Source organism: Streptomyces sp. 3-6 (genome assembly GCF_056323165.1).
In genome coordinates this window covers 13,756-37,866 of sequence record NZ_JBWHZP010000007.1, presented here as the reverse complement: position 1 = coordinate 37,866, position 24,111 = coordinate 13,756, and the positions used below count along the sequence as shown (strand labels likewise).

Genomic DNA, 24,111 nt, shown 5'->3' with positions numbered 1-24,111 from the left:
ATTGTGAAGGGTGTTTCACCGCGGGAAATGGCGGGAAACAAGCGTGGTTCCGCTTTATCGGCCCTGGTCGGGGGCAGGGCGGCATCGACCCGGCGCACCCCCTCCGCGGGTTTCTCCCTGCTCACACGTGTCCGTCAGCGCGAACGCGACTGGATCATCGGGCTCCGATTCGAACCCTACGTCAACCTCGGGTGGCGGGGGCTCCTGGAAGAGTGACAAGAATCCGGCAACCCCGCTCGGATTCGGCCACCCGGATGCGGCCCCCGTGGAGTTCCACGGCCCAGCGGGCGATCGCCAGGCCGAGGCCCGTGCCGCCGTCGCTGCCCGGACCGTGCGGCCGGTTGACGCTGCCCCGGTTGAACCGCTCGAAGACCCGGTGCCACTCGGTGCGCGGGATGCCGGGCCCCTCGTCCAGCACTTCGAGCTCCAGGGACCCGGGCTGCCCCCCGTCACGGGCCCGCACCGTCACCCGGCCGTGCGGCGGGCTGTGCTTGACCGCGTTGTCGATCAGGTTGGCGACCACCTGGTGGATGCGCTCGGGATCGGCGTGCGCGGTCAGCTCCGGCGGGGAGACGTCCAGGCTCAGGTGCACGTCCGTCCGCGTGTGGCTGCCGGAGCCGGTCGCCATGCCCGCCCGCGCCGAGGCGACCATGTTGGCCTCCTTCAGTACGCCCGACAGGTACGGCCACACCTCGAAGCGGCGCCTCTTCAGCGGGACGACGCCGTTGTCCAGCCGGGACAGGTCCAGCAGCGTCTCCACCAGCCGGCCCAGCCGCTCCGTCTGCTTCAGCGCGGTCCGCATGGTCTCGGGGTCGGCCTCGGTGAGGCCGTCGACGATGTTCTCCAGCACCGCGCGCAGCCCCGCGATGGGGGTGCGCAGCTCGTGCGAGACGTTGGCCACCAGCTCCTTGCGCTGGAGGTCCTGGGCCTCCAGCTCGTCGGCCATGGCGTTGATCGTCTGGGCCAGGTCGCCCAGCTCGTCCCGGCGGTTCTCGCGCACCCTGCGGGTGTAGTCGCCGTGCGAGATGGACCGGGCGACGGCGTTCATGTCGTCCAGCGGCGCGGTGAGCGAGTGGGCCACGAACTGGGTGATGAGCAGCGTCGCGATCATCGAGAACACCGTGATGAAGCGCAGCTCGGTCTTGGTGTGCACGGCGATCACCGACAGGCCGGTGGTGATCAGCACCGAGACGACGACCAGCGCGCCCAGCTTGGTCTTGATCGAGAACGGGCGCACACCGCCCCAGGGCTCCGGGCCCCGCGCTCCTCCGCGTCCGGCCGGCCCGTCGCTCATGGCGTCGGCGTCTCCAGGGCGTAGCCCACGCCGTGCACGGTACGGATGCGCTCGGCGCCGATCTTCCGGCGCAGCGCCTTGATGTGACTGTCGACGGTCCGGGTGCCGGAGGCGTCAGCCCAGTCCCAGACCTCCGCGAGCAGCTGCTCCCGGGAGAGCACCGCGCGCGGGGTGTTCGCCAGGCACACCAGCAGGTCGAACTCGGTGGGCGTCAGGTGGACGTCCTCGCTGCGCACCCGCACCCTGCGCTGGGCGTGGTCGATCTCCAGCTCGCCCATCCGCAGGATGCCGCTGCGCGGGGTGGTGGCCGCCAGGGCCGCCCGCTCCATGCGGCGCAGCAGGACGTGCACGCGGGCCGCCAGCTCCCGCATGGAGAACGGCTTGGTCATGTAGTCGTCGGCGCCCACGCCGAGGCCGACCAGCATGTCCGTCTCGTCGTCGCGCGCGGTCAGCATCAGCACCGGCACCGGCCGCTGGGCCTGCACCCGGCGACAGACCTCCAGGCCGTCGAAGCCCGGCAGCATGACGTCGAGGATCAGCAGGTCGGGCTGCCACGCCTCGGCCGTGTCGACGGCGGACGGGCCGTCCCCGGCCGTTTGCACCAGGAATCCCTCGGCGCGCAGGCGGGTCGCGATGGCGTCCACGATCGTCGCGTCGTCCTCGACCACCAGGATCCGGCGCTGCGCGCCGGGGGCCGCCGTGCCGTTGTGGGTGGTCTGTGTCTGCTCCATCGCCCGCCCCTGAAGTGTGCTTCTCGGAAACCGTGGGGTGAATCCGTGCTCTGCCCATGAGTGCGATCGACGCGGAAGGGCCCGCGTCAGTGCAGCAGCGTACGGGGAGTCACGGCGGCTTTGCTATCCAGGGCGGACGGCGAGGTGCACGACGTCGGGAACGCCCCGGGCAACGGGGATCTCTTCGGTACGCACCTGATGGAACCCGGCATTCCGCAAGGTTCCCTCGAATTCCGGAGAGGGCTTGGCGGACCACACCGCGAGCACCCCGTGCGGCCTCAACACCCGTGCGCACGCCGCCAGTCCGGCGGGCGTGTAGAGACCCTCGTTGTCCTCGGTGACGGTCCAGTCGGGCCCGTTGTCGATGTCGAGGCAGAGCGCGTCGAACGTGGCGGACGTCTCACGGACGTACGCCACCAGGTCCGTCTGCACGATCTCGGTGCGCGGGTCGGCGAGTGCCTCGGACGACAGGCGGGCCAGCGGGCCGTCGCGGTGCCAGTCGATGACGGCGGGCTCCCGCTCCACCACCGTGATGCCTCCCCACCGCGGCCCGCCGGCGGCGTGCGCGAGCGAGAAGCCGACGCCGAGCCCGCCGATCAGGACGCGCGGCCCCGGCCGGGGTGGACGGCCGGCCCGCGCGTCGGCCGTGTCCAGCGCCTCCAGTGCCGCGTCGACCAGCAGCCGCTCCGAACGGCCGTCGGAGGTGTCCATCAGGAAGCAGCCGTTCGCGATGATCTGGAGCAGGTCCCCGTGACGGCGCAGGACGACCTCGCCGTACGGGCCCTCGCGGCGGTCCAGGACTTCGGGGATGACGTACGGGGTGGACATGCGTTCATCTTGGCAGGAGCCCGCACGGTGATGATCGCTGTCGGCGAACACGGCCCCGGGAACATTCGGTGACCCCCCTGCATTGAGTCGGTAGAACTCAACTTGACTGCCGAAGGGGAGATCATGGCTACTGAGTCCGTATCGCTCGCCCTGCCCGTGCTGCCGCTCGACGACGAGGTCGTGCTGCCCGGGATGGTGGTCCCGCTGGACCTGAGCGACTCCGAGGTGCGCGCCGCCGTCGAAGCGGCCCAGGCCGCCGCCCGCTCGACGCCCGGCAAGCCCCGGGTCCTGCTGGTCCCGCGCCTGGACGGCACCTACGCCGGCACCGGCGTGCTGGGCACGGTCGAGCAGGTCGGACGACTGGCCGACGGCGACCCCGGCGCCCTGATCCGGGGCCGCGACCGCGTCCGCATCGGCGCCGGCACCACCGGACCGGGCGCGGCGCTGTGGGTGGAGGGCACCCGCGTCGAGGAGAACGTGCCCGACCCCCTGCCGGGCCAGGTGGCCGAACTGGTCAAGGAGTACAAGGCGCTCGCCACCGCGTGGCTGCGCAAGCGCGGCGCCTGGCAGGTCGTGGACCGGGTCCAGGCCATCGACGACGTCTCCGCGCTCGCCGACAACTCCGGCTACTCCCCCTTCCTCTCCACCGAGCAGAAGGTGGCCCTGCTGGAGACCGCCGACCCGGTGGCCCGGCTGAAGCTGGCCACCCAGCAGCTGCGCGACCACCTCGCCGAGCAGGATGTCGCCGAGTCCATCGCCAAGGACGTCCAGGAGGGCGTCGACAAGCAGCAGCGCGAGTTCCTGCTCCGCCGCCAGCTGGAGGCCGTCCGCAAGGAACTGCGCGAGCTGAACGGCGAGCAGGAGGGCGAGGGGTCCGACGACTACCGCGCCCGCGTGGAGGCCGCCGACCTGCCCGAGAAGGTCCGCGAGGCCGCCCTCAAGGAGGTCGACAAGCTGGAGCGCGCCTCCGACCAGTCGCCCGAGGGCTCCTGGATCCGCACCTGGCTCGACACGGTCCTGGAGATGCCGTGGAACGAGCACACCGAGGACGCCTACGACATCCGGGGCGCCCGGGAGGTCCTCGACGCCGAGCACGCCGGCCTGCAGGACGTGAAGGAACGCATCACCGAGTACCTGGCGGTCCGCAAGCGGCGCGCCGAGCGCGGACTCGGCGTGGTCGGGGGCCGTCGCGGCGGCGCCGTGCTGGCCCTGGTGGGCCCGCCCGGCGTCGGCAAGACCAGCCTCGGCGAGTCCGTCGCCCACGCGATGGGCCGCCGGTTCGTCCGGGTCGCCCTCGGCGGTGTCCGCGACGAGGCGGAGATCCGCGGCCACCGGCGCACCTACGTCGGCGCCCTGCCCGGCCGCATCGTGCGGGCCATCAAGGAGGCCGGGTCGATGAACCCGGTGGTGCTGCTCGACGAGATCGACAAGGTGGGCTCCGACTTCCGGGGCGACCCCTCGGCCGCTCTGCTGGAGGTCCTCGACCCGGCGCAGAACCACACCTTCCGGGACCACTACCTGGAGGTCGAGCTGGACCTGTCCGACGTCGTCTTCCTCGCCACCGCCAACGTCCTGGAGGCCATTCCGGAGGCCCTGGCGGACCGCATGGAGATCGTCCGGCTGGACGGCTACACCGAGGACGAGAAGATCGTCATCGCCCGCGACCACCTGCTCCCGCGACAGCTGGAGCGCGCCGGACTGGCGCCCGACGAGGTGACGCTGGAGGAGGACGCGCTGCGCAGGCTGGCCGGCGAGTACACCCGCGAGGCGGGCGTGCGGAACCTGGAGCGGTCCGTCGCCCGGCTGCTGCGCAAGGTGGCCGCCCAGCACGAACTGGGCGAGCGCGAGCTGCCCTTCACCGTCACCGCCGACGACCTGCGCGGTCTGATCGGACGCCCGCACCACGTGCCCGAGTCGGCCCAGGACCCGGCCGAGCGCCGCACCTCCGTGCCGGGCGTGGCGACCGGACTCGCGGTCACCGGGGCGGGCGGCGACGTGCTCTACGTCGAGGCGTCCCTGGCCGACCCGGAGACGGGCGCCGCCGGGCTGACCCTGACCGGCCAGCTGGGCGACGTGATGAAGGAGTCCGCCCAGATCGCCCTCAGCTTCCTGCGCAGCCACGGCGCCGAGCTGGAGCTGCCGGTGGGCGACCTGAAGGACCGGGGCGCGCACATCCACTTCCCGGCGGGCGCGGTGCCCAAGGACGGTCCGAGCGCCGGCATCACCATGACCACCGCGCTGGCCTCGCTGCTGTCCGGACGGCTGGTCCGCACCGACGTGGCGATGACCGGGGAGGTCTCGCTGACCGGGCGGGTGCTGCCGATCGGCGGGGTGAAGCAGAAGCTGCTCGCCGCGCACCGGGCGGGGATCACCACGGTGATCATCCCCAAGCGCAACGAGCCCGACCTGGACGACGTGCCCGAGGAGGTGCTGGACAAGCTGGACGTCCACGCCGTCACCGACGTCCGCCAGGTCCTCGAACTGGCGCTGGCCCCGGCCACCGAGGGCGCCGCGCCGGAGGTTCCGGTCGCCGTGTGACGGCGGTGGCCGGATACGGGAGGCCCGGGTTTTCGTGAGGGAGGCCCGGGCCTCTCCGTGAGCCCGGGCCACTCCGCGTGCCCGGGCTTCTCGGCGTGCCCGGACCTCCGGGCGGGGCGGCTCAGCCCAGGGCGAGGGCGCGGACCCGGTCGACGGTGCCGTTGAAGCGGTTGTGGTCGCCGACGGTCGGGCCGGTCGAGGTGTACTGCCACATCGTGTAGGCGCCCCAGCCCGCGGGCAGTTCACCGACCGTGGACGCGTACCGGGCGATCCACAGCGGGGTCGTCGAGGCGAAGCCGGCGTAGTTGCCGGTGCACTGCTTCCACCAACTCGTCGCCGTGTAGATCACGGCATGGCGGCCGGTGCGCGCCCGGTAGCGGTCCAGGAAGTCGCGGATCCAGCTCACCATCCCGCTGGGCGACTTGCCGTAGCAGGCGTCGCCGTAGGGGTTCCACTCGATGTCGAGCGCGCCCGGCAGGGTCCGGCCGTCCGGGCTCCAGCCGCCGCCGCGGTCCACGAAGTAGTCCGCCTGGGCGGCCCCGCTCGCCGTGTCGGGGGTCGCGAAGTGGTAGGTGCCGCGGATCATGCCCACGTCGTAGGAGCCGTTGTACTGCTGCGCGAAGTAGGGGTTGCGGTAGTACGTCCCCTCGGTGGCCTTCACGAAGGCCCACTTCACGCCGCTGTCCCACAGTGTCTGCCAGGCGACGTCGCCCTGGTGGCTGGAGACGTCGACGCCCTCCGTCTGGGTGGCGCGGTCGGCGGGCGGGGTGCCCGAGCGGCCGTCGTGGGCGACGACGCCCATGCCCATGTGGGCGGAGCCGCGCGGGGGAGCGACGGGGCCGGGCTCGTCGGCCAGGGCGGTGTGGGGGACGGAGAGGAGGGCGAGCAGGGTCGCCGCCGCGACGGTCGTGCGGGATATGCGGGAGGCGCCGGACGGGCCGGCGGCGCGCGACGCGCGGGTTCTGCGGAGGGGCATGGACGTGTCTCCGTGGGTCGTGGGCCGGTGGGGGTCGGCCGGGCCCCGGACTGCGACCCGCCTCGCTGGCGCGGACATGCCACTCGGGCGCCCGAGGGAGAAGCCGCGCACGCCGCAGCGCGGAGCGGGGGAGAAGTCCGGAAGCTGCCGTTGGTCTACGCCTGCGAAATACTGGCCAAGCCGCGACCACGTCGCCACTTGGCGCGACACTCACCACCCGCACCACCGAGGCAGGGGCCGACGTGCACGACAACGGAAACGGCGGCGGCGACCGGGCCGCCGCCCCGGCAGCCGGGGACCGGCTGGAACAGCCCGCATTCCTCGCCCTGGAACGGGAGTTGACGGTGCTGCTGCGGCGCGCCCGGGCCAACCAGGGGGAGCTGGCCCGGGAGGTCCACCCGGACCTGGAACCCTCCGCCTACGGGCTGCTCGTCCGACTGGATGAATGCGGCCGGCAGCGGGCCACCGCACTCGCTGCCTACATCGGCGTCGGCAAGGCCACGATGTCCCGTCAGGTCCACGCGCTCGAGGACCTCGGCCTCGTCACCCGCGAACCCGACCCCGCCGACGGCCGGGCCTGGCTGGTCGCCCTCACCGGGGAGGGCCGCGAACGGGTGACCCGGGTCCGCGAGGCCCGCCGCGCCCGGTACGCCGGACGCCTGGCCCACTGGGACTCCACCGAGGTCACGGAACTCGCCCGCCTGCTGAACCGGCTCAACCAGGAGATGGAGAAGTAGCCGCCACGGCTTCCGCGGGCCGCCTCCCGGGCTGCCCTCCGGGCGGTGTCCGGACGGGTGTCCGGGCGGTGTCCGGGCGGCCCGCCGGGGTGGTCCCGCACGCCGCCCGCGACGACACCCGAGCGCGTCCCGGGCGGGGCGCCAGGCGACCGCGTCCGGGGCGGGGCGACAGGTGACCGCGTCCCGGACAGGGCGACACCTGAGCGCGTCCCGGACAGTCGGAGCCGCCCTGCTCACAGTTCCACGAACACCACCGTCGCGTCGTCGTGCGTCTTGCTCCGCCCCAGCAGCACCCGCTCCGTGTCGGCCCGCTCCAGCTCCCGCACCCGGTCCACCAGTGCCCGCGCCCCCTCCTTGCGCACCAGGGCCAGGCAGTCCGCCCAGTCGCCCTCGCCGAACCGCTCCACCCAGCGGGTGGCCCCGTCCGTCAGCGCGGCCAGCGCCCGCACCTCCGCGCGCGGCAGCGATCCGGTCACCGCGCGGGCGGACACCGACGGGTCCGCGGCCGCCGTGAAGAAGCCGCCCTCCCGGTTGCGCACCGTGGCGTCCACCAGGGCGTCCGTTGCCAGGGCCGAACGGGGGAGCAGGGCGAGCCGGTCGTCCAGCAGGGCCGTCACCGCACCCCCGGGCGCCTCCACCAGCAACGCCGAGTCCGACAGCACCAGGTACTCGACCTCACCGGGGGACCAGCGGGCCAGCACCACGGTGGCCTGCGGGGTGCGAGGGTGAGAAAGGTCACAGGTGTCCGCGTGGGCGGCGGCGGTACGGGAGATCGCCCGGGCCAGCAGATCGGCCAGCGGCACACCGGGCAGCGAAACGGTCAGTTCGGACAGGGCCCCGCCCAGGTGCGTGGTGAACCAGGGGACGGAATGGAGACAGCCGGTGCCGTCCGGCGGCGGCGTCACCCCGTCCAGCACCACGAGGGTGCCGCCCTCCCCCGACGCGGGGAGGGCCACACTCGCGAAGTCCTCGTTGGGGCGGCCCGCGTCCCCGGGTTCCGAAACGAGCTCAGTACGCATCCGGCCAGTCTGCACGACCCCTTCACGACGACCGCGAAAGGCCGCCCCTCCTGCCCCGGATCCCCGCGGCGACGCAGGTCAGGTGCCGGGTTTGGGGCGTAATGCAGACCTCCCCGAACGCGTGGCGGCGAATATTGCCACCGCCCGCCCCGCACGTCCAACCGGCGTGCCGTTCAAGGCCCCTGCGCCGCGCCGCGGAACTTGCCCACCAACTCCCGTCCGATGTTCACTCCTTCGAGTGGCGGGTCAGGTGATGCGCTTTCCCTGTCCTCCCCCGCTGGGAGGGTCGGGCGTTGGCGGTCCTGCCGCCCGGGTGGCGTGGACGGCTCGGTGAGGCGCGGACCCGCCCGTTGACGGAGCGTCACCCGACCCACGGGTACACGAGTCAGGAATGCGAGCACCGGTGCAGAAGACGCGGCCTCGTCGCCCAGGCAAGCAGCCGACCCCGACGGGGGACGCCGAACGGACGCCCACCGTCGGCAAGGGCCGCCCCACCCACGTACGCAACCGGCTCATCGTGGCCGTCGCCGTCGTGGCCGCCGCGATCGCCGGAGCCGGCGCGCCCTCCGTGCTCGCCGCCTCGGCCGAACTCAGCGACGCCCAGGACCTGGTGACCCTCGCCGAGCAGACCCGGGACGCGCTCAGCCTCGCCCACTCCCTGGCCGACGAGCGCGACGAGGTCACCTCCTACATCGCGGCCGGCCGCCCCCGGTCCAAGGCGCCCTCCGAGCAGCACAGCGCCCGCGTCGACCGCCTCGTCGAGGAGGTGCGCGCCGACTCCGACACCTCCGACGCGCTGCGCGACGGCCTCGACGCCGTCGCCGCCGTCCGCAGAGCGGCGCTCACCGGCAAGAGCAGTGCTCTCGAAGCGCACGGCGCGTACTCCGTCGCGATCACCGAACTGCACCGGCTCGCCGAGCGGCTGGCCGACCGGACCCCGCCGCGCGCGGGCTCCGGCGCGCACTCCCTCGCCGACCTCGACACCGCCGTCCAGCAGGCCGCCGCCGCCCGGGGACTGCTGCTCGCCGCCTTCAGCGTGCCGAGCACCACCCAGACCGTCGTCGACCCCCTCACCGGCGCGGCGACCACCACCGCCGTCTCCTCGGAGGCCGACACCAAGCGGCGCGACGCACTGACCGCCGCCGCCATGGAAGCCCGGGTGCGCTCCGACGCCGCCCTCGCCGCCTTCCGCGACACCGCCCCCAAGGCCGCCCGCTCCTCCTACGACGCCACCGTCACCGGCCACGAGGTCAACTCCGCCGAGAAGTACCTCGCCAGGCTCACCGACGCGCCCGCCCTCTCCGACGGCGACCTCTCCACCGACGCCAAGAAGCTCCAGGCCGCGCTCACCGCCCGCGTCGAGACCATGCGCGGCGTGGAGTCCTCCCTCTACGACAAGCGCAGCAAGGAACTCGCCCAGCTCCGGGACGACGACGTCACCGCCCTGGAGATCCGGGTCGCCGTCCTCGGCGCGCTGATGCTGGTCGCCGTCGCCGTCGCCACCGCGATGGCACGCACCCTCACCCGTCCCCTGTCCGTGCTGCGGCGCGGCAGCGCACGGCTCGCGGAGGCCGAGAACCCGGTCGGCGAGGACCCGATCACCTTCACCGGCCGCAACGACGAGTTCGCCCAGGTGGTCCGCTCCGTCAACGCCCTGCACGCGCACGCCGCCGGGCTCGCCGAGCGCGTGGCCACCCTGGAGGCCGACCGCAAGCACCTCGTCGGCCAGCGCCAGAAGATGGCCGACGCCCGCGAGGAACTGCGCGCCGAACTCGCCGAGTCGGCCGCCCACCTGGAGCGCCTGCGCACCAGCATCGGCGGCACCTTCGTCAGCCTCGCGCTGCGCACCCTCGGGCTGGTGGAACGGCAACTGGGCGTCATCGAGTCGCTGGAGGAGCGCGAGGACGACCCGGACCGGCTCGCCACCCTGTTCAAGCTGGACCACTTCGCCACGGTGATGCGCCGGCACAGCGAGAACCTGCTCGTCCTCGCCGGCACCGAGCACGTCCAGCGCACCGCCGGGCCGGTGCCCCTGGTCGACGTGGTGCGCGCCGCCGTCAGCGAGATCGAGCGGTACGAACGCGTCCGCATCGCCGCGCTGCCGCCGCACGCGCACGTCGCCGGGTTCGCCGCCGACGACCTGTCCCACCTGCTGGCCGAGCTGATGGAGAACGCCACCTCCTTCTCGCCGCCCGACCTGCCCGTCGAGATCTCCGGCTGGCTGATGGAGAACGGCGAGGTCATGCTCTCCGTGCAGGACGAGGGCATCGGCATGGCCGCCGACCGGCTGGAGCGGCTCAACGAGCGCCTGACCGCGTTCGATCCGGAGGCCCCCTACGAGCACGAGGGCGAGGACGGCCTCGGCCTCGGCCTGTACGTCGTCGCCCGGCTGGCCCAGCGGCACGGGCTGCGGGTGAAGCTGCGGGAGCAGAAGCAGGGCGGGATCGCCGCGGTCGTCGTCGTCCCCCAGTCGCTGCTCGCCGCGCCCACCCCGTCCGCCGTCCCCGCCACCGGTCCCGTACCGGGCGGCGCGGCGTCCTACTCGCTCCCGGGCGCCGACGCGGAGGCCAACTCCAACGTCCTGCACGGCCGCACCGAGAGCGACGACCCGCTGGTCGACCTCGCGGAGCGGTCCCTGCGCCGGGAGGAAGCCGCGGCCCCGGCCGAGGAGCCGGAGCAGCCGGGACGGCCGGACCCGGAGGGCCGGGAGGACCGGGCCGACAGAGCCGAGGAGCCTTCGGCGGACGACGCGGCGGACGACCTCACCGATGACGTGGCGCGGGACGACGGCCGCCCCGGCCCGGACGCCTCCGAGCGCGTGGACCACGCGACGGCCGAGGCCGGGACCGACCCGGCCGGCTCAGCGGGGCAGGAGCCCGGCGAGCAGCGGGCCGCGGGCCACGACGCGGACGCCCCCGGCGAGCCCCGTGCCGCGAACGCACTGGCGGACACCCCCGCCCCTGCCTCCGCCGCCGCTGCCTCCGACGCCCTCCCCGGCGCGGACACCGAGGAGCCGGACGCCCCCGGCGCCGCCTCCCCGGCCGCCGACACGGCGAAGGCCGACACGGCGAACGCCGGCGCGCCCGCCGACCCGACGAGCACCGGCACCCCCGCCGACGCGGACGTCGACGTACCCGCCCCGGGCGCCCCCGCCGACGCCGACGCGCCCGCCGAAGAGGCCGGACGGGACGGCCACGCCCGCCCCGTACCGCCGCAGCGGCCCGCCGAGACCACGATGGAGCTGCTGATCCCGGCCCCGTCGCAGCCGGGCGACGACCGCGCCGCCGGACCGGAGGACCACCGGGGCCGCACGCCGGACGCGCCCGGCGACGCTCCCGCCGCCACCCCGGCCGTCCCCGCCCAGCAGACCGGCGCGGGCGCCGACGCAGCGACCCGCCCCGACGCCGGGGAGGACACCGAGCACGCCCGGGTCCCCGACGGCCCGGCAGCGGCCGAGGAGCCCGGGTCCGAGGCCCCCGAACCGGTCACGGCCAAGGGCCTGCCCAAGCGCACACCCAGGATCACCGCACCCGCCGAGACCCCACGGCCGCGCACCGGCGCCGTGGACGCGGAGGCCCTGCGCCGCCGCCTCGGCGGCTTCCGCCGGGGGGCGGAGGCCGGCTACCGGGACGTCGAGGCGGAGATCAGCGAGCAGACGGGGCCCCACCGGGCACCGTCCGCCGCCACCGCACCGCGGGCGGCACGCGCCCGGGACGCCGAGGACACCACCGGCGGCGCGGCGGCGACCGAAGAAGCCACGGGGGGCACCGTCGAGGAGGCAAGCAGTTGACCGCGCCCAGTACCTTCGGACTGAGCAGTGAGGCCCGCAACCTGCACTGGCTGCTGACCAACCTCGTCGAGGAGGTGCCCGGCATCCTCTCCGTCGCGGTGGTCTCCTCCGACGGACTGCTGCTGCTCTCCTCTGACGCCGAACGCGTCACCGCCGCCCGCGCCGCGCGGGCCGAGAAGCGCACCGGCCCCCGCGGCTCCGCCGCCGACCTCGCGACCATCGTCTCCGGCATCGGCAGCCTCACCGTCGGCGCCGCCAAGCTGATGGACTCCGGGCCGGTCAAGCACACCATGGTCGCGATGGACGAGGGCAGCCTCTTCATCATGTCGATCAGCGACGGCTCGCTGCTCGGCGTGCACGGCTCCGCGGACTGCGACATGAGCGTGGTCGCCTACCACATGGCCCTGTTCGTGGGGCGGGCCGGCCACGTCCTGACCCCCGAACTGCGGCACGAACTGCGCCAGTCCCTGGAGACCGAGTCCACCGGGAGCACCCGATGAGCAGTACGTCCAGGAAACAGCTACCGGTCCGCGGCGGCGACCGCAAACCCGCCCGCGTCCGCCCCTACTCGCTGACCGGCGGCCGGACCCGCTTCGGCCACGTCCTGCTGGTGGAGACCTTCGTGGCGAGCACGGCCGCCCTGGAGGCCCCGGAGGAGCGCAGGGAACTGACGAGCGGCGGGCTCTCGGCGGTCATGCCGGAGAGCAGGGCCATCGTCGAACTCTGCCGCCGGATGCGGACGGTGGCCGAGATCGCCGCGCTGCTGAGGATGCCGCTCGGCGTGGTCCGCGTCCTGCTCAGCGACCTGGCGGACCAGGGAAAGATCCGTGTCCACGGAACCGGGACCGGCCACGGCACGGGCCGCCCCGACCGCGCGTTGCTGGAAAGGGTGCTGAGTGGACTCCGCCGTCTCTGACGCCGCTCCCGGTGTCTCCCCGCTCGTCGAAGGCGACGAGCCCCTGCTGCCCTGGCAGACGGACCGCACCCGGGCGCCGATCGCCACGAAGATAGTCGTGGCCGGCGGCTTCGGCGTCGGCAAGACCACCCTCGTCACCGCGGTCTCGGAGATCACTCCGCTGCAGACCGAGGCGCTGATGACCGAGGCGAGCGAGGGCACCGACGACCTCACCGCCACGCCGGAGAAGCTCACCACCACGGTGGCCATGGACTTCGGCCGTATCACGCTCGACGACGACCTGGTGCTCTACCTCTTCGGCACCCCCGGCCAGCAGCGCTTCTGGTTCATGTGGGACGACCTGGTGCGCGGCGCGATCGGCGCGGTCGTCCTCGCCGACACCCGGCGGCTGAAGGACTGCTGGCCGGCACTCGACTACTTCGAGAGCTGCGGGCTGCCGTACGTCGTCGCGGTCAACCACTTCGACGGCAGTGAGCGCTTCGAACCGGAGGACGTGCGCGAGGCGTTGACGATCCCCGCGCACATACCCGTCATGATCATGGACGCGCGCAGCCGGATCTCGGCCATCGAGACCCTGTTGTCCCTCGTGGGCCACGCGCTCGACGAAACCCCCGAGTAGGAGTCACCCCCGTATGCGGAAGATACTCGTCGTCGGAGCCGGCCAGTCCGGTCTCCAGCTCGCCCTCGGCCTCCAGTCGCACGGGTACGACGTCACCCTGATGTCGAACCGGACCGCGGACGAGATACGCACCGGCCGGGTGATGTCGACGCAGTGCATGTTCCACACCGCGCTCCAGCACGAGCGCGACCTCCAGCTGAACTTCTGGGAGTCCCAGGCGCCGAAGATCCGCGGACTGGGTGTCTCGGTCGCCGCCCCCGGCTCCCACGACCCGGGCCCCACCCAGCGCGCCATCAACTGGCTCGGCATGCTCGACGGTTACGCGCAGTCCGTGGACCAGCGGGTGAAGATGGCCGGCTGGATGGAGACCTTCGCGCAGCGCGGCGGCCAGCTCGTCATCCACGGCGTGGCCGTCGGCGACCTCGACTACTTCTCCCGCGCCTACGACCTCGTCCTGGTCTCGGCCGGCAAGGGCGAGCTGGTGCAGATGTTCGGCCGCGACGCCGGACGCTCCCCGTACAGCGAGCCGCAGCGCGCCCTCGCGGTGGCCTACGTGCACGGACTCGCGCCCCGCCCGGAGCACGCGGACACCGAGGCCGTCCGCTGCAACGTGGTCCCCGGCGTCGGCGAGATGTTCATCATGCCCACCCTCACCACCACGGGCCGCGCCGACATCCTGTTCTGGGAGGGCATCCCCGGCGGCCCGCTGGACGCCTTCAAGGACGTCAAGGACCCGGGCGAGCACCTCGCCCTCACCCTGGACCTGATGAAGACGTTCCTCCCCTGGGAGTACGAGCGCACCCCCGGCGTCGAACTCACCGACGCGGGCGGCACCCTCGCCGGCCGCTACGCCCCCACCGTCCGCAACCCCATCGGACGCCTGCCCAGCGGCGGGGCGGTCCTCGGGGTCGCCGACGTGGTGGTCGCCAACGACCCGATCACCGGCCAGGGCTCCAACTCGGCCTCCAAGTGCGCCGCCTCCTACCTCGCCTCCATCCTCGAGCACGGCGACAAGCCGTTCGACGAGACCTGGATGCAGCAGACCTTCGACCGCTACTGGGAGACCGCCCGGCACGTCACCAAGTGGACGAACGCGATGCTGGCACCGCCGCCCGAGCACGTGCTGAACCTGTTCGGCGCGGGCGGACAGTTCCAGACGGTGGCGGACCGTTTCGTCAACTGCTTCGACGACCCGTCCGACCTGGAGAACTTCTTCTTCGACCCGGCCAAGGCGGACGCCTACCTGGCCGAGGTCGCCGGCGCCGCGGCCGGGTCCGCCGGCGCGCCCGCGTCCGCGTAACCCGCGTCGGACCCCTCCGTCGCCCCCTCGGGGAGCTCCGGCGGCTCGTAGTGCCGCAGGGGCTCCCCGTCCGGGTCGGGGCGCACCGCGCCCAGCACCGGGTTGGCGGCGATGGGGGAGACCTTCACCCGCGCCCCCGGACGCGGCGCCTGCACCACCATCCCGTCACCGAGGTACACGGCGACATGGGTGGCCTCCGGGAAGTACACCACCAGGTCCCCGGGCCGCAGCCGGTCCAGCGGGACGCGCTCCAGCCGCGCCCACTGCTCCTGGCTGGTCCGCGGCACGGGCGCCCCGGCCGCGCCCCACGCCTCGGAGGTCAGCCCCGAGCAGTCGAACGCCTCCGGGCCCTCCGCCCCCCACGCGTACGGCTTGCCGACCTGCTCGACGGCGTACCGCACGGCCCGCTCACCCGCCGCGGTCGGGGTGCGTTCGGGCCCGGCGGCCCCCAGCGCTCCGGAGGCGAGGAACTCCTCCTGCCGCTCGGCCGTCCGCGTCCGCTCCAGCTCGGCGAGGGCGGCCAGCTCCTCGGTGCCGAGCGAGGCGAGCAGCCGCTCCACCTCCCCGAGCCGCGCCCGTACCGCGTCGCGCTGCACGCGGTGCCGTTCGGCGAGGACGAGCTGGTCGTCGAGGGCCTTGCGGGCGCGGCGGGCGAGGGCGGCGGCCCGCTTCGCGTCGCCGGTCAGCCGCCCCACCGTCGCCGAGCGTTCCCGCGCCACCCGGCCGATCACGTGCGGCTGCTCCAACGCCCGCTGCGGGTCCCGCGCGAGCAGCAGCCGCAGGTACGGCGAGAGGTCGGAGCGGTTGCGGTACTGCTGCCGGGCCAGCCGCCCGGCCGCGCCCCGGCTGTCGTGGAGGGTCAGCCGGGCCCGGGCGAGGGCGCGGTCCAGCCGCGCGGTCTCGGCGCGCTGCTTCCGCAGCCGCTCCTCCGTCGCGTTGAAGGTCTCGGTGGCCTTCCCGACCTCCCGGTACAGCTGCTGAAGGTCCGTCAGCAACGCAGCCACCGACCGGCCTTCGGCGCCCGGCGCACCCGCCCCGGCCCCGGTGTCCGCCCCCGTGTCCGCCCCGGTCCCGCTCCGTTCCGGCCCGGTGCTCGCACCGCCGGGCGACGGCTCGGGCGCGGCCGTCGCGGACAGCGGAACGAGCACCGCTCCGGCGGCCAGCGCCACCGTGCACACCAGGCGCAGCACCTTTCCTGACACGTCATCACCTCCGATCCGGGGCGGCTTCTCCGCTCCGCATCGCGAGCATCAGACGGTCCCGCGCGGTCCGCGCGCCGGGTGTGCGCGGTTCGGCGCAACGGGGTCACCCGTGCGCGTCGTCCGGCTTGCCCGGCGGCGTGGCGTCCGGACGGGCGGCCGGCCGGGACCACGGCCAGCGCGGCCGGCCCGCCGACGGGTCGGGGTCGGGGTCGTACACGTACTTCCACCCCCGCGTCAGACCCGTCCGCCCGCTGTGCCCGCGGGGCGTGCGCCGGTAGACCAGGACGGTCTCCGGACCGCCGTCGGGCGCCGGGACGGGGATCCGGTACGTCTTGGGCGGGTGCCCGGTCATGCCCAGCAGCACCGGCAGCACGCGGCCGTCCATGGGGCCGCCCTCGAAGGGGGTGTCTTGGCTCTTCACCGGACCAGTGTCCGCCATCCGCCATCCGCCGGGCGGCCGGACCGCGTGCGCCACCGGCCGGGCCCGTGTCCGCCATCCGCCGGGCCCGTGTGCGTCATCCGCAGGGCCGGACCGCGTCCGCCATCCGCTGGGGCGGGTCCACGTCCGTCATCCGCCCGGCCCGCGTCGGCCGCCACCCGAGGGCGGCCGACGTCAGCCGTCGGCCGCCAGCGCCCGGACCAGTTCCTCGGTCTGCGCGTCGCGCCGCCCGGTGACCTCCAGGCCCGCCACGAACTGCTCTACCAGCCAGTCCCGCAGTTCCCCCGCCGGGATCTGCCGGTCCTCGTCCAGCCAGATCAGCGAGGCGGCCTCCACGGCCGTGATCCACATCCGGATGGTCATCCGCAGCCGGGGCCCGGCACCGGTGACCCCGAGGTGGCTCAGGATGTGCTCGGCGGCGGCCCGGCGCACGCCGTCCACGATCGCGGTGGTCCGGGACGTCTCCACCACGCTGCCGCCCTGGAGCAGCGCGCTGAACCCGGCGCCGTGCTGGTCCACGAAGGCCAGGTAGCGGTCCAGGGCACGGGACAGCCGGGGCAGCCGCGGGCCCTCGTGCGGCTCGTCGAAGCAGTGCCGCAACTCGTCGGCGGCGGACCCCAGGGCCGCCTCGTACAGCTGCTGCTTGCCGCCGGGGAAGTACCGGTAGACCAGGGGCCGCGACACCCCGGCCGCCTCCGCCACGTCGTCCAGGGAGACGTCCTCGGGCGCGCTGTCGGCGAAGAGGGACAGGGCCGCGTCGAGGAGCTGACGGCGGCGCTCCTCGACGCTGAGCCGCCGGTAGGCGGGGGTGGGGGCCTGCGAGGTCATGCCCCGCAGCGTAACCGCCCGGACCCCGGACCGGTCGGGGGCGGCCGGGACCGCGGCCCCGCACCGGCAGAACCTGATCGACCACTGGGCAGAACGACCTCCCGAACCCACGCCGACACCTCCGTCGGCCTGCGAGCCGTCGGGGCTGCCTCCGGGCCCGTCGTCCGAGCACCCGCCCCAAGCGCAGGGTGGGGGCGGGGACGCCACGACGCGCCCCCGCCACGCGACCCGTGCCGAGAAGGCGTGCCGCCCGGATGACGACCGGGTCCGCCGCTCCCCGGGCCGGCACCGCCCCAGGGCAGCCGCCATGCCTGCCCACGCCTGCCCGACCAGCCTGCGTGCCCGCAGGCCGGACACGGGGAAAGCGGAAACGGACCCTTCGGCTCCTCCACCTCACCTCGCCCCGGGACCGGACGGCTGATCACCGCCTCACCGTTCGGCACTAGGCTCTTCCCAGCAGTGACCAGGGGGTAGAACAGTGCGAATACAGCGTCACCAGGTGAGCGAAGTGGCCGTGCGAGCAGCGCGCGAGGACTTCACGAACCGCATCGGAGGTTATGTCCGGTCGATGTCGCGGGGCGGCCGGATGTCCACCTACGCGTGGCAGTCGATCGCCGACCAGTTCCTCGACTATCTGGGCGCGCTCTCCGTGGAAACGCCCCGTCTCGACACGGCGGAGGCCAAGGCCGTCCTCGAGGACGCCTGCGAGGCGGCGGCCGGCGCCGTCGCCTACGCCGCCTACCACCCGCACTGCGGCTTCCAGGTCTTCCTGCACTACGTGAACTTCGGCATGAGCTACGACCCGGATGACGACGCCCCCGAGGAGAGGGCCGCGCCCGGGGAATGGATCGACGCGCTCTGTCTGGCCGTCCTCGGGGACAGGGCCAAGTGGCACGGTGAGGCCTTCCACTTCGCCCGGCAGGAGTTCGCCGAGCGGACGAAGGGCACGCCCGTCGGCGAACTCGCCACAGGTCTGATGGCCGTGGTCCTGGACGACACCGGCGACGACGAGGACCACCCGCCGAGCGCGCAGGCCAGGCTCACCGCCGTCGACGCCGCCCTCGACCGGATCCGGATCCGGTCCGAGGAGACCGGAAAGCCGCTGCTGGACCGCCCGGAGAGCGTGGCACTGCGGGCGCTGCGCGCGCTGGCCGCCGAGGACCGAAAGCCCTTCGACGCCGCGTTGACCGACGTCCTCGCCGGGCACGCCGCTCAGCACGGCCCCGCGTCCTCCCCGAGCAGCCTGCTGCCCCTCGTTCCCCTCGCGCTCGCCGCGCTCGCTCACCGGACCCTGGGCTGGGCGCCCGCCGTCCACACCGACTACCTCCCGCACGCCCTGGTCACCGGCTTCGAGACCCCGGGCCCACGGGTCGCCGGGTTCGGCCGGGACCGGCGGCCCGCCGCGGTCGCCGAGCTCGCCGCGGGTCCGCTGACGGTGGAGCGGCCGGCTCTCGACCGGACGGTCAGCCCGCGGTTGGAGGCCAAGTACGAGGAACGCCTCCGGGAGGCGTTCACCCCCACCGCCGGGGAACCCCTCGCCGTCCGGCGGCTCGCCCGTGCCGTGAACGATCAGGAGCGCCTCTTCAAGTGGTACGCGAGGAGCCCGGAAGAGGCCGCACAGGCCCAGCTCACGGCCCTCCGGCTGGCCTCCGGAACGGGGGCGGCCCTCTTCCGGATCGCGCTGGCGGAGCCGGGCACCGAGGTCGAGGTGTCGGTCGACGGCCACCGACTGCGCTGTACGGCTGAGCGGGGCGAGCACGCCGACGCCGGCACATGGCAGAAGGCCACCGCCCTCGCGCTCATCACGGGCGCGCGCGAGGATCTCGCCCCGCTGGTCCTCACCGGCCCCGCCTTCGCCCGCCCGGACCGCTCCCCGTTCCGTGCGTACCGCGAGGCCCTCCACGCCTATCTGGCGGTCACCGATCCCGAACCGGCCGCGCAACGGGCCGTGCAGCAGGCCGAGAGGGCCGATGGCCGGGGCTTCGTCATGCCGCCGGCCGTGCTGCTGTCGCAACTCGTGGACGGCGACGAGGAGAGCTTCAACCTGGCCCTGGCCGACGCGCTCGAGGCCCACCGCGCGTACTACCAGGTCGCCGACCGCGCCGACGCCCCGGACGCCTCGGTGGACCTCGACATCCTCGCCCTGGCCTGCCACGCCCGCCGCCGAGGATGGACCATCCGCGTCGAGAGCCCTTACCTCCCGCAGGGCATCCTGCAGACCGCCCAGCCCTTCTAGGGCCTAGGCCAGCAGCCCCGACGACTTCCACAGGCGCCGGCCCACCCCGCGCAGCACGCCGATGTCGTCCAGGAAGTCCGTGAGCCGCTTGGACCCCTGCTGCATCACGTCCCGCCGGTGCCCGCTCGCCTTGACCTGGGCGAGGGCCTCGCGCTTGTCGAGGCCGACGTTGGTGTAGACGCCCGGGTTCACGAAGGCGACCGAGAAGACCCGGGCGAACTCGCCGGAGGTGATGCGGGTGAACTCCTGGGACCACTTCGGCGCGGTCACCATCTGCCGCCGCAGCTCCTCACGCGCGTACCGCACGTGACGGGCCTCCTCGACGACGTGGATGCGCGTGACGCCCCGGATCAACGGCTGCACGCGCTCGTCGGGGAAGGTGAGCCGCTGCATCCAGTCCAGGACCTCCTCGCCGAGCAGGGTGGCCGTGAAGGAACCCGGGGTGGTGGAGATGGTCTTGAACAGCCGGCCGAGCTGCTGGTGGACGCGGCTGACGGGGTACCAGGGGGTGCCGCCGTGGGTGATCAGCCGGGCGAACATCTTGGAGTGCCGGCACTCGTCCTCGATCTCGGTGAGCGCGTACCGCACGTGGGCGCTCGTCGCGGCCTTGTCGTAGATGTGCCGCACCAGCAGCTGCATGAGGATGATCTCGAACCAGATGCCGAGCGAGGCGAGGGCCGCGGCCTCGTGCTGGGACAGCAGGATGCGCTGCTCCTCGCTCATCCGCTTCCACATCGGGGTGTCGTACAGGGACACCAGCTCGGGAGGCCAGAACCACTTGCCCTCCTCGAAGGGTGCCTCCCAGTCCAGCTCCTTGTCCGGGTCGAAGGAGTGCTTGGCGGAAGAGTCGAGCAGCCGCTGGGCGACCTGCTCGCGGTCCTTGAGCAGGCCGAGCGCGTCGCGCAGGCCGTCCAGCGCGTCGGCTTCCGTCAGGGTCGTCATGGCGGTTCCACCTCGTGGGCGTCTCGGGTTACCGGTGGTTCACCCCACTTATGAGACTGCCTGTCAGCAAGACCGTCAATCCCTTCGGCGCGACTTGTTGACGAACGGTCTAGCGGGCGGAGTGCGTCAACGGCTCGCCCGTGCCCCTGCTCCCCCTCGTCGGGCACCCGGAACGCAGACGCGCCCCGGGTGGGCCGGCCGTGCCGTTTCCCGTGAACACCGATCTCACCGCCGTCCACCGCCGTCCGTGGGCCTGTCGGGGTCCCGGGGTGTGTTCCGCCCTAGACCGCCGAGCAGCCCAGCCCCTCCGGCACCTCGCCCGTCACCGGTTCCGACGCGCCCGCCGGGAAGGCCGTCCGCAGGGTGAAGGCGTACGGCGTGGGGCCGTGGGCGCGCAGGTGGAGGACGCGGGCCTCGGCCTCCGCCACCGTCGGGCGGTGTCCCGCCGGGACCCACCACAGGGCGACCATCGCCTCCTCGACGCGCTCGAACCACTCGCGGCGCCGGGCGAGCATCTCGCGGTGGCGGCCCCGGTACATGAACGCGGTGAGCGCGTCCGTGTCCCGCCACACCGACAGGTTGACGATCAGCCACCGGTCCCCGAAGACCGGCACGTCCGTCGCGTTCCCCGCGTCCCCGACCAGGCGCCACACGAAGCCGTCGGCGGCCTCCGCGTCGGCGTTCACCGGGTCGAGCGCGTCGACGAAGTCCTTGAGGCGCGGGGAGTCCAACGGGGCCAGCAGACGGGCGATGTTGACCTGGGCGAGTTCGTACGCGGCGGTTTCGGTCATGCGTGGGACGGTAGGTCGGCCCAGCGTCCGTCCGGTACCCCCGTCTCGCCCACCGGTCACGGCAAGTGCGCTATCGAGACGGCGAGTTGAGGACCGCCTCCATCACCGCCCGGGCGACGGGCGCCGCCGTCCCGCCGCCGCTGATCTCCCGCCGGTTCGCCGCCGCGTCCTCCACCACCACCGCCACGGCCACCCGCGCCTGCGCGTCCCGCTCGCCCTGCGCCCAGGCGACGAACCAGGCGTACGGAGTGCCGGAGTTGCCCAGTCCGTGCTGGGCGGTGCCGGTCTTGCCGCCCACCACCGCGCCGGGGATCGCGGCGTTGGTGCCGGTGCCCTTCTCGACCACCTCGCGCATCAGCTCCTGCATCCGCCGTGCCGTGGCCGGGTGCATCGCCCGCCGCGCCGGCCGCGACCCGGTCGTCGCCACCGTGCTGCCGCCCGCCCGCGTGGACCGCTCCACCAGGTACGGCTCCCGCACCTGCCCGTTGTTCGCGACGGCCGCCGCCACCATCGCCATCTGCAACGGGGTGGCCCGGGTGTTGTACTGGCCGATCGACGACAGGGCGAGCTGCGCCCGGTCCATCGTGGTGTCGAAGGTGCTGCGCGCCACGGAGAACGGGATCCGCAGGCCGGCGTGGTTGAACCCGAAGCCGTGCGCGGTGGCCGTCATGTCCTCCAGCCCGGTCCTCACCCCCAGCTTGGCGAACACCGTGTTGCAGGACCAGACGAACGCCTCCCGCACCGAGGCGTCCGCGCAGCCGCGGGAGGAGTTCGTCAGGGTCGTCGTCGTCCCCGGCAGCCGGTACGGCTCCGGCGAGTCCGTCGGCGCGTCGAGGTCCGTGACCACGCCCGCGTCCAGCGCCGCCGCCGCCGTCACCACCTTGAACGTGGAACCCGGCGGATACGTCTGCCGCACCGCCCGGTTCAGCATCGGCTTGTCCGGATCGGCGTTCAGCCGGGCCCAGGCCCTCCTCGCCTCGGCCCCGTTCCCCGACAACGGCTGCGGGTCGTACGACGGCACGGACACCAGCGCCAGGATCCGCCCGGTCGACGGCTCCACCGCCGCCACCGCGCCCTTGCGCGAGCGCAGCCCCTCGAACGCGGCCCGCTGCGCCGCCGGGTGGATCGTCGTCTCGACGTGACCGCCCGGGCTGCGGGACCGCGTGAAGTCGTTCCACAGCGGCAGCGGCGCGAGCGCCGGGTCGGTGCCGGACAGCACCCCGTCCTCGGTGTGCTCCAGCAGGGTCGTCCCGTACTCCTGGGAGGCGAAGCCGGTCACCGGCGCGTACAACGGCCCGTCGGTGTACGTCCGTTCGTACCGCAGGTGCTCCCCGGTGTCCCGCGAGCCGGTGACCGGCCGGCCGCCGACGAGGAGGTCGCCGCGCGGCTGTCCGTACCGGGCGATGGTCTCCCTGCGGTTGGCCGGATTGCCGTCGTAGGCGTCCGCCCGCAGCAGCTGCACGCGGGCCGCGTTCACCAGCAGGGCCACCAGCAGCAGCGCGCAGAACAGCGCCGCGCGCCGGATGTACGGCGTCACCCGTGCGCACCTCCCTCGTCCTGGCGGCGCGCGGAGTCGCTCAGCCGGACCAGCAGCGCCACGATCGCCCAGTTGGTCACCACCGACGAACCGCCCTGGGCGAGGAACGGCATCGCCATGCCCGTCAGCGGGATCAGCCCCGTCACCCCGCCCGCGATCACGAACACCTGGAGCGCCACGATCGAGGCGAGCCCCACGGCGAGCAGCCGGCCGAAGGGTTCGCGCAGCGCGAGCCCCGCCCGGTAGCCGCGCTCCACCAGCAGGCCGTAGAGCAGGAAGATCGCCGACAGTCCCGCCAGGCCCAGCTCCTCACCGGCCGTCGCGAGGATGAAGTCGGACTTCACCGCGAAGCCGATGAGCACCGAGTGTCCCTGGCCCAGACCGGTGCCGAGCAGCCCGCCCTCGGCGAACGCGAACAGCGACTGCGCGATCTGGTTGGCGCCCTCGCCCGCCTCGATCGACGCGAACGGGCTGCGCCAGGTCTCGATCCTGCGGTGCACGTGCGGCTCCAGCCGGCCCACCGCCAGCGCGCCCAGCGACGCCAGCAGCAGCCCGACAGCGATCCAGCCGGTGCAGCCGGTGGCGACGTACAGCAGGACCACGAACAGGCCGAAGAACAGCAGTGAGGTCCCGAGGTCCCGTTCCAGCACCAGGACGCCCACGCTCACCAGCCAGACGGCGACGATCGGGCCCAGCACCCGTCCCGTGGGCAGCCGCAGCCCGCCCACCCGGCGTCCGGCGTAGGTGAGGGCGGCACGGTTCGCGGCGAGGTACGCGGCGAAGAACACCGCCAGCAGCACCTTGGCGAACTCGCCGGGCTGGATGGAGAAACCGGCCACCCGGATCCAGATGCGGGCGCCGTTCACCGCCGGGAACAGGATCGGCACCGTCAGCAGCACCAGCGCGGCGGTGACGCACAGGTAGGTGTAGCGCTGCAGCACCCGGTGGTCGCGCAGCACCAGCACGACCCCGATGAACAGGGCCACCCCGAGCGTCGACCAGACCAGCTGGGTCGGGGCCGCCCGGTCGCCCGGCGTCTCCAGGTCGAGCCGGTAGATCAGCACCAGGCCGAGCCCGTTGAGCAGGACGCCGATCGGCAGCAGCAGCGGATCGGCGAGCGGCGCCCGGAACCGCACCGCCAGATGGGCGACCAGCGCCAGCACGCCGAGCCCGGCGCCGTAACCGGCGGCGCCGGGCGGGACGGAGCCGTGCCGGGCGAGGCCGACCGCGCAGTACCCGTACACCGACAGCAGGACCGCCAGGACGAGCAGGGCGAGTTCGATCCCGCGACGCCCGGACGGGCGGACGGCGGGCGGGGACGGGCCGGCCGTCGCCGGGGTGGTTCCGGCCTTGCTCATGCCCGGAACCTACCCATGGGGGGTGTGTGC

20 protein-coding genes are annotated in these 24,111 nt (G+C 73.8%); 8 read left to right on the top strand and 12 right to left on the bottom strand.

Features of this window, described 5'->3' with window-relative positions; translation table 11 throughout:
• Positions 1-181 precede the first annotated feature (181 nt).
• From AC02VZ_RS11745 to AC02VZ_RS11735, 3 genes are all read right to left on the bottom strand, one after another.
• Positions 182-1,294, bottom strand: coding sequence for a HAMP domain-containing sensor histidine kinase (locus AC02VZ_RS11745; protein WP_432054203.1), 1,113 nt, complete (start codon positions 1,292-1,294; stop codon positions 182-184).
• Positions 1,291-2,025 (bottom strand): response regulator transcription factor, encoded by a 735-nt coding sequence (locus AC02VZ_RS11740; protein ID WP_432054204.1) that lies wholly within the window; start codon positions 2,023-2,025, stop codon positions 1,291-1,293. The genes AC02VZ_RS11745 and AC02VZ_RS11740 overlap by 4 nt, the downstream gene beginning before the upstream one ends.
• Positions 2,026-2,148: 123 nt before the next feature.
• Positions 2,149-2,853 carry a spermine/spermidine synthase domain-containing protein gene (locus AC02VZ_RS11735; RefSeq protein WP_476475322.1) on the bottom strand — a complete coding sequence of 235 codons (705 nt, stop codon included), beginning with the start codon at positions 2,851-2,853 and terminating at the stop codon, positions 2,149-2,151.
• Positions 2,854-2,976: 123 nt separating this feature from the next.
• Between AC02VZ_RS11735 and lon the strand changes: the two genes are divergently transcribed.
• Positions 2,977-5,391, top strand: coding sequence for an endopeptidase La (lon, locus tag AC02VZ_RS11730; RefSeq protein WP_476475321.1), 2,415 nt, complete (start codon positions 2,977-2,979; stop codon positions 5,389-5,391).
• A 121-nt stretch (positions 5,392-5,512) separates the two neighbouring features.
• Here the strand turns inward: lon and AC02VZ_RS11725 are convergent, their stop codons facing one another.
• Complete coding sequence (locus AC02VZ_RS11725) at positions 5,513-6,367, bottom strand: lysozyme (RefSeq protein WP_476475320.1); 855 nt, start codon at positions 6,365-6,367, stop codon at positions 5,513-5,515.
• A 242-nt stretch (positions 6,368-6,609) separates the two neighbouring features.
• Between AC02VZ_RS11725 and AC02VZ_RS11720 the strand changes: the two genes are divergently transcribed.
• Positions 6,610-7,104 (top strand): MarR family winged helix-turn-helix transcriptional regulator, encoded by a 495-nt coding sequence (locus AC02VZ_RS11720; protein WP_476475319.1) that lies wholly within the window; start codon positions 6,610-6,612, stop codon positions 7,102-7,104.
• A 233-nt stretch (positions 7,105-7,337) separates the two neighbouring features.
• Here AC02VZ_RS11720 and AC02VZ_RS11715 read toward each other — a convergent pair whose 3' ends face one another.
• Positions 7,338-8,123, bottom strand: coding sequence for a protein phosphatase 2C domain-containing protein (locus tag AC02VZ_RS11715; RefSeq protein ID WP_476475318.1), 786 nt, complete (start codon positions 8,121-8,123; stop codon positions 7,338-7,340).
• Between the two features lie 403 nt (positions 8,124-8,526).
• Here AC02VZ_RS11715 and AC02VZ_RS11710 point away from each other — a divergent pair, with 403 nt between their 5' ends.
• Genes AC02VZ_RS11710 through AC02VZ_RS11690 form a run of 5 tightly spaced genes read left to right on the top strand, consistent with a single transcriptional unit; the run spans position 8,527 to position 14,748 of the window.
• Entirely contained in the window at positions 8,527-11,913 is a 3,387-nt protein-coding gene (locus AC02VZ_RS11710; RefSeq protein WP_476475317.1) for a sensor histidine kinase, read from the top strand.
• Positions 11,910-12,413, top strand: a complete 504-nt coding sequence (locus tag AC02VZ_RS11705) for a roadblock/LC7 domain-containing protein (protein WP_432054211.1) — start codon at positions 11,910-11,912, stop codon at positions 12,411-12,413. The genes AC02VZ_RS11710 and AC02VZ_RS11705 overlap by 4 nt, the downstream gene beginning before the upstream one ends.
• Positions 12,410-12,829, top strand: a complete 420-nt coding sequence (locus AC02VZ_RS11700; protein WP_432054212.1) for a DUF742 domain-containing protein — start codon at positions 12,410-12,412, stop codon at positions 12,827-12,829. Before AC02VZ_RS11705 ends, AC02VZ_RS11700 begins: the two co-directional genes overlap by 4 nt.
• Positions 12,810-13,448: a GTP-binding protein gene (locus AC02VZ_RS11695; RefSeq protein ID WP_432054213.1), complete on the top strand. Its 639-nt coding sequence runs from the start codon at positions 12,810-12,812 to the stop codon at positions 13,446-13,448. The genes AC02VZ_RS11700 and AC02VZ_RS11695 overlap by 20 nt, the downstream gene beginning before the upstream one ends.
• Before the next feature lie 13 nt (positions 13,449-13,461).
• Positions 13,462-14,748, top strand: coding sequence for a styrene monooxygenase/indole monooxygenase family protein (locus AC02VZ_RS11690; protein WP_432054214.1), 1,287 nt, complete (start codon positions 13,462-13,464; stop codon positions 14,746-14,748).
• On the opposite strand, the gene AC02VZ_RS11685 is transcribed toward AC02VZ_RS11690, so the two are convergent.
• The 3 genes from AC02VZ_RS11685 to AC02VZ_RS11675 form a co-directional block, all read right to left on the bottom strand.
• Positions 14,688-15,950, bottom strand: coding sequence for a C40 family peptidase (locus AC02VZ_RS11685; protein WP_476475316.1), 1,263 nt, complete (start codon positions 15,948-15,950; stop codon positions 14,688-14,690). The genes AC02VZ_RS11690 and AC02VZ_RS11685 overlap by 61 nt on opposite strands.
• Before the next feature lie 103 nt (positions 15,951-16,053).
• Positions 16,054-16,371 carry a hypothetical protein gene (locus tag AC02VZ_RS11680; RefSeq protein WP_432054216.1) on the bottom strand — a complete coding sequence of 106 codons (318 nt, stop codon included), beginning with the start codon at positions 16,369-16,371 and terminating at the stop codon, positions 16,054-16,056.
• Positions 16,372-16,563: 192 nt separating this feature from the next.
• Positions 16,564-17,217, bottom strand: coding sequence for a TetR/AcrR family transcriptional regulator (locus AC02VZ_RS11675; protein WP_476475315.1), 654 nt, complete (start codon positions 17,215-17,217; stop codon positions 16,564-16,566).
• A gap of 499 nt (positions 17,218-17,716) precedes the next feature.
• Between AC02VZ_RS11675 and AC02VZ_RS11670 the strand changes: the two genes are divergently transcribed.
• The gene (locus AC02VZ_RS11670) at positions 17,717-19,453 is read left to right on the top strand and encodes an Imm49 family immunity protein (RefSeq protein WP_476475314.1); all 1,737 of its coding nucleotides are present in this window, start codon (positions 17,717-17,719) and stop codon (positions 19,451-19,453) included.
• A gap of 3 nt (positions 19,454-19,456) precedes the next feature.
• Here the strand turns inward: AC02VZ_RS11670 and AC02VZ_RS11665 are convergent, their stop codons facing one another.
• The 4 genes from AC02VZ_RS11665 to AC02VZ_RS11650 form a co-directional block, all read right to left on the bottom strand.
• Positions 19,457-20,395 carry an AurF N-oxygenase family protein gene (locus AC02VZ_RS11665; RefSeq protein ID WP_476475313.1) on the bottom strand — a complete coding sequence of 313 codons (939 nt, stop codon included), beginning with the start codon at positions 20,393-20,395 and terminating at the stop codon, positions 19,457-19,459.
• Between the two features lie 281 nt (positions 20,396-20,676).
• Positions 20,677-21,186: a DUF3291 domain-containing protein gene (locus tag AC02VZ_RS11660; protein ID WP_476475312.1), complete on the bottom strand. Its 510-nt coding sequence runs from the start codon at positions 21,184-21,186 to the stop codon at positions 20,677-20,679.
• A 70-nt stretch (positions 21,187-21,256) separates the two neighbouring features.
• Entirely contained in the window at positions 21,257-22,723 is a 1,467-nt protein-coding gene (locus tag AC02VZ_RS11655; RefSeq protein ID WP_476475311.1) for a penicillin-binding transpeptidase domain-containing protein, read from the bottom strand.
• Positions 22,720-24,081 (bottom strand): FtsW/RodA/SpoVE family cell cycle protein, encoded by a 1,362-nt coding sequence (locus tag AC02VZ_RS11650; protein ID WP_476475310.1) that lies wholly within the window; start codon positions 24,079-24,081, stop codon positions 22,720-22,722. Before AC02VZ_RS11650 ends, AC02VZ_RS11655 begins: the two co-directional genes overlap by 4 nt.
• Positions 24,082-24,111: the final 30 nt, after the last annotated feature.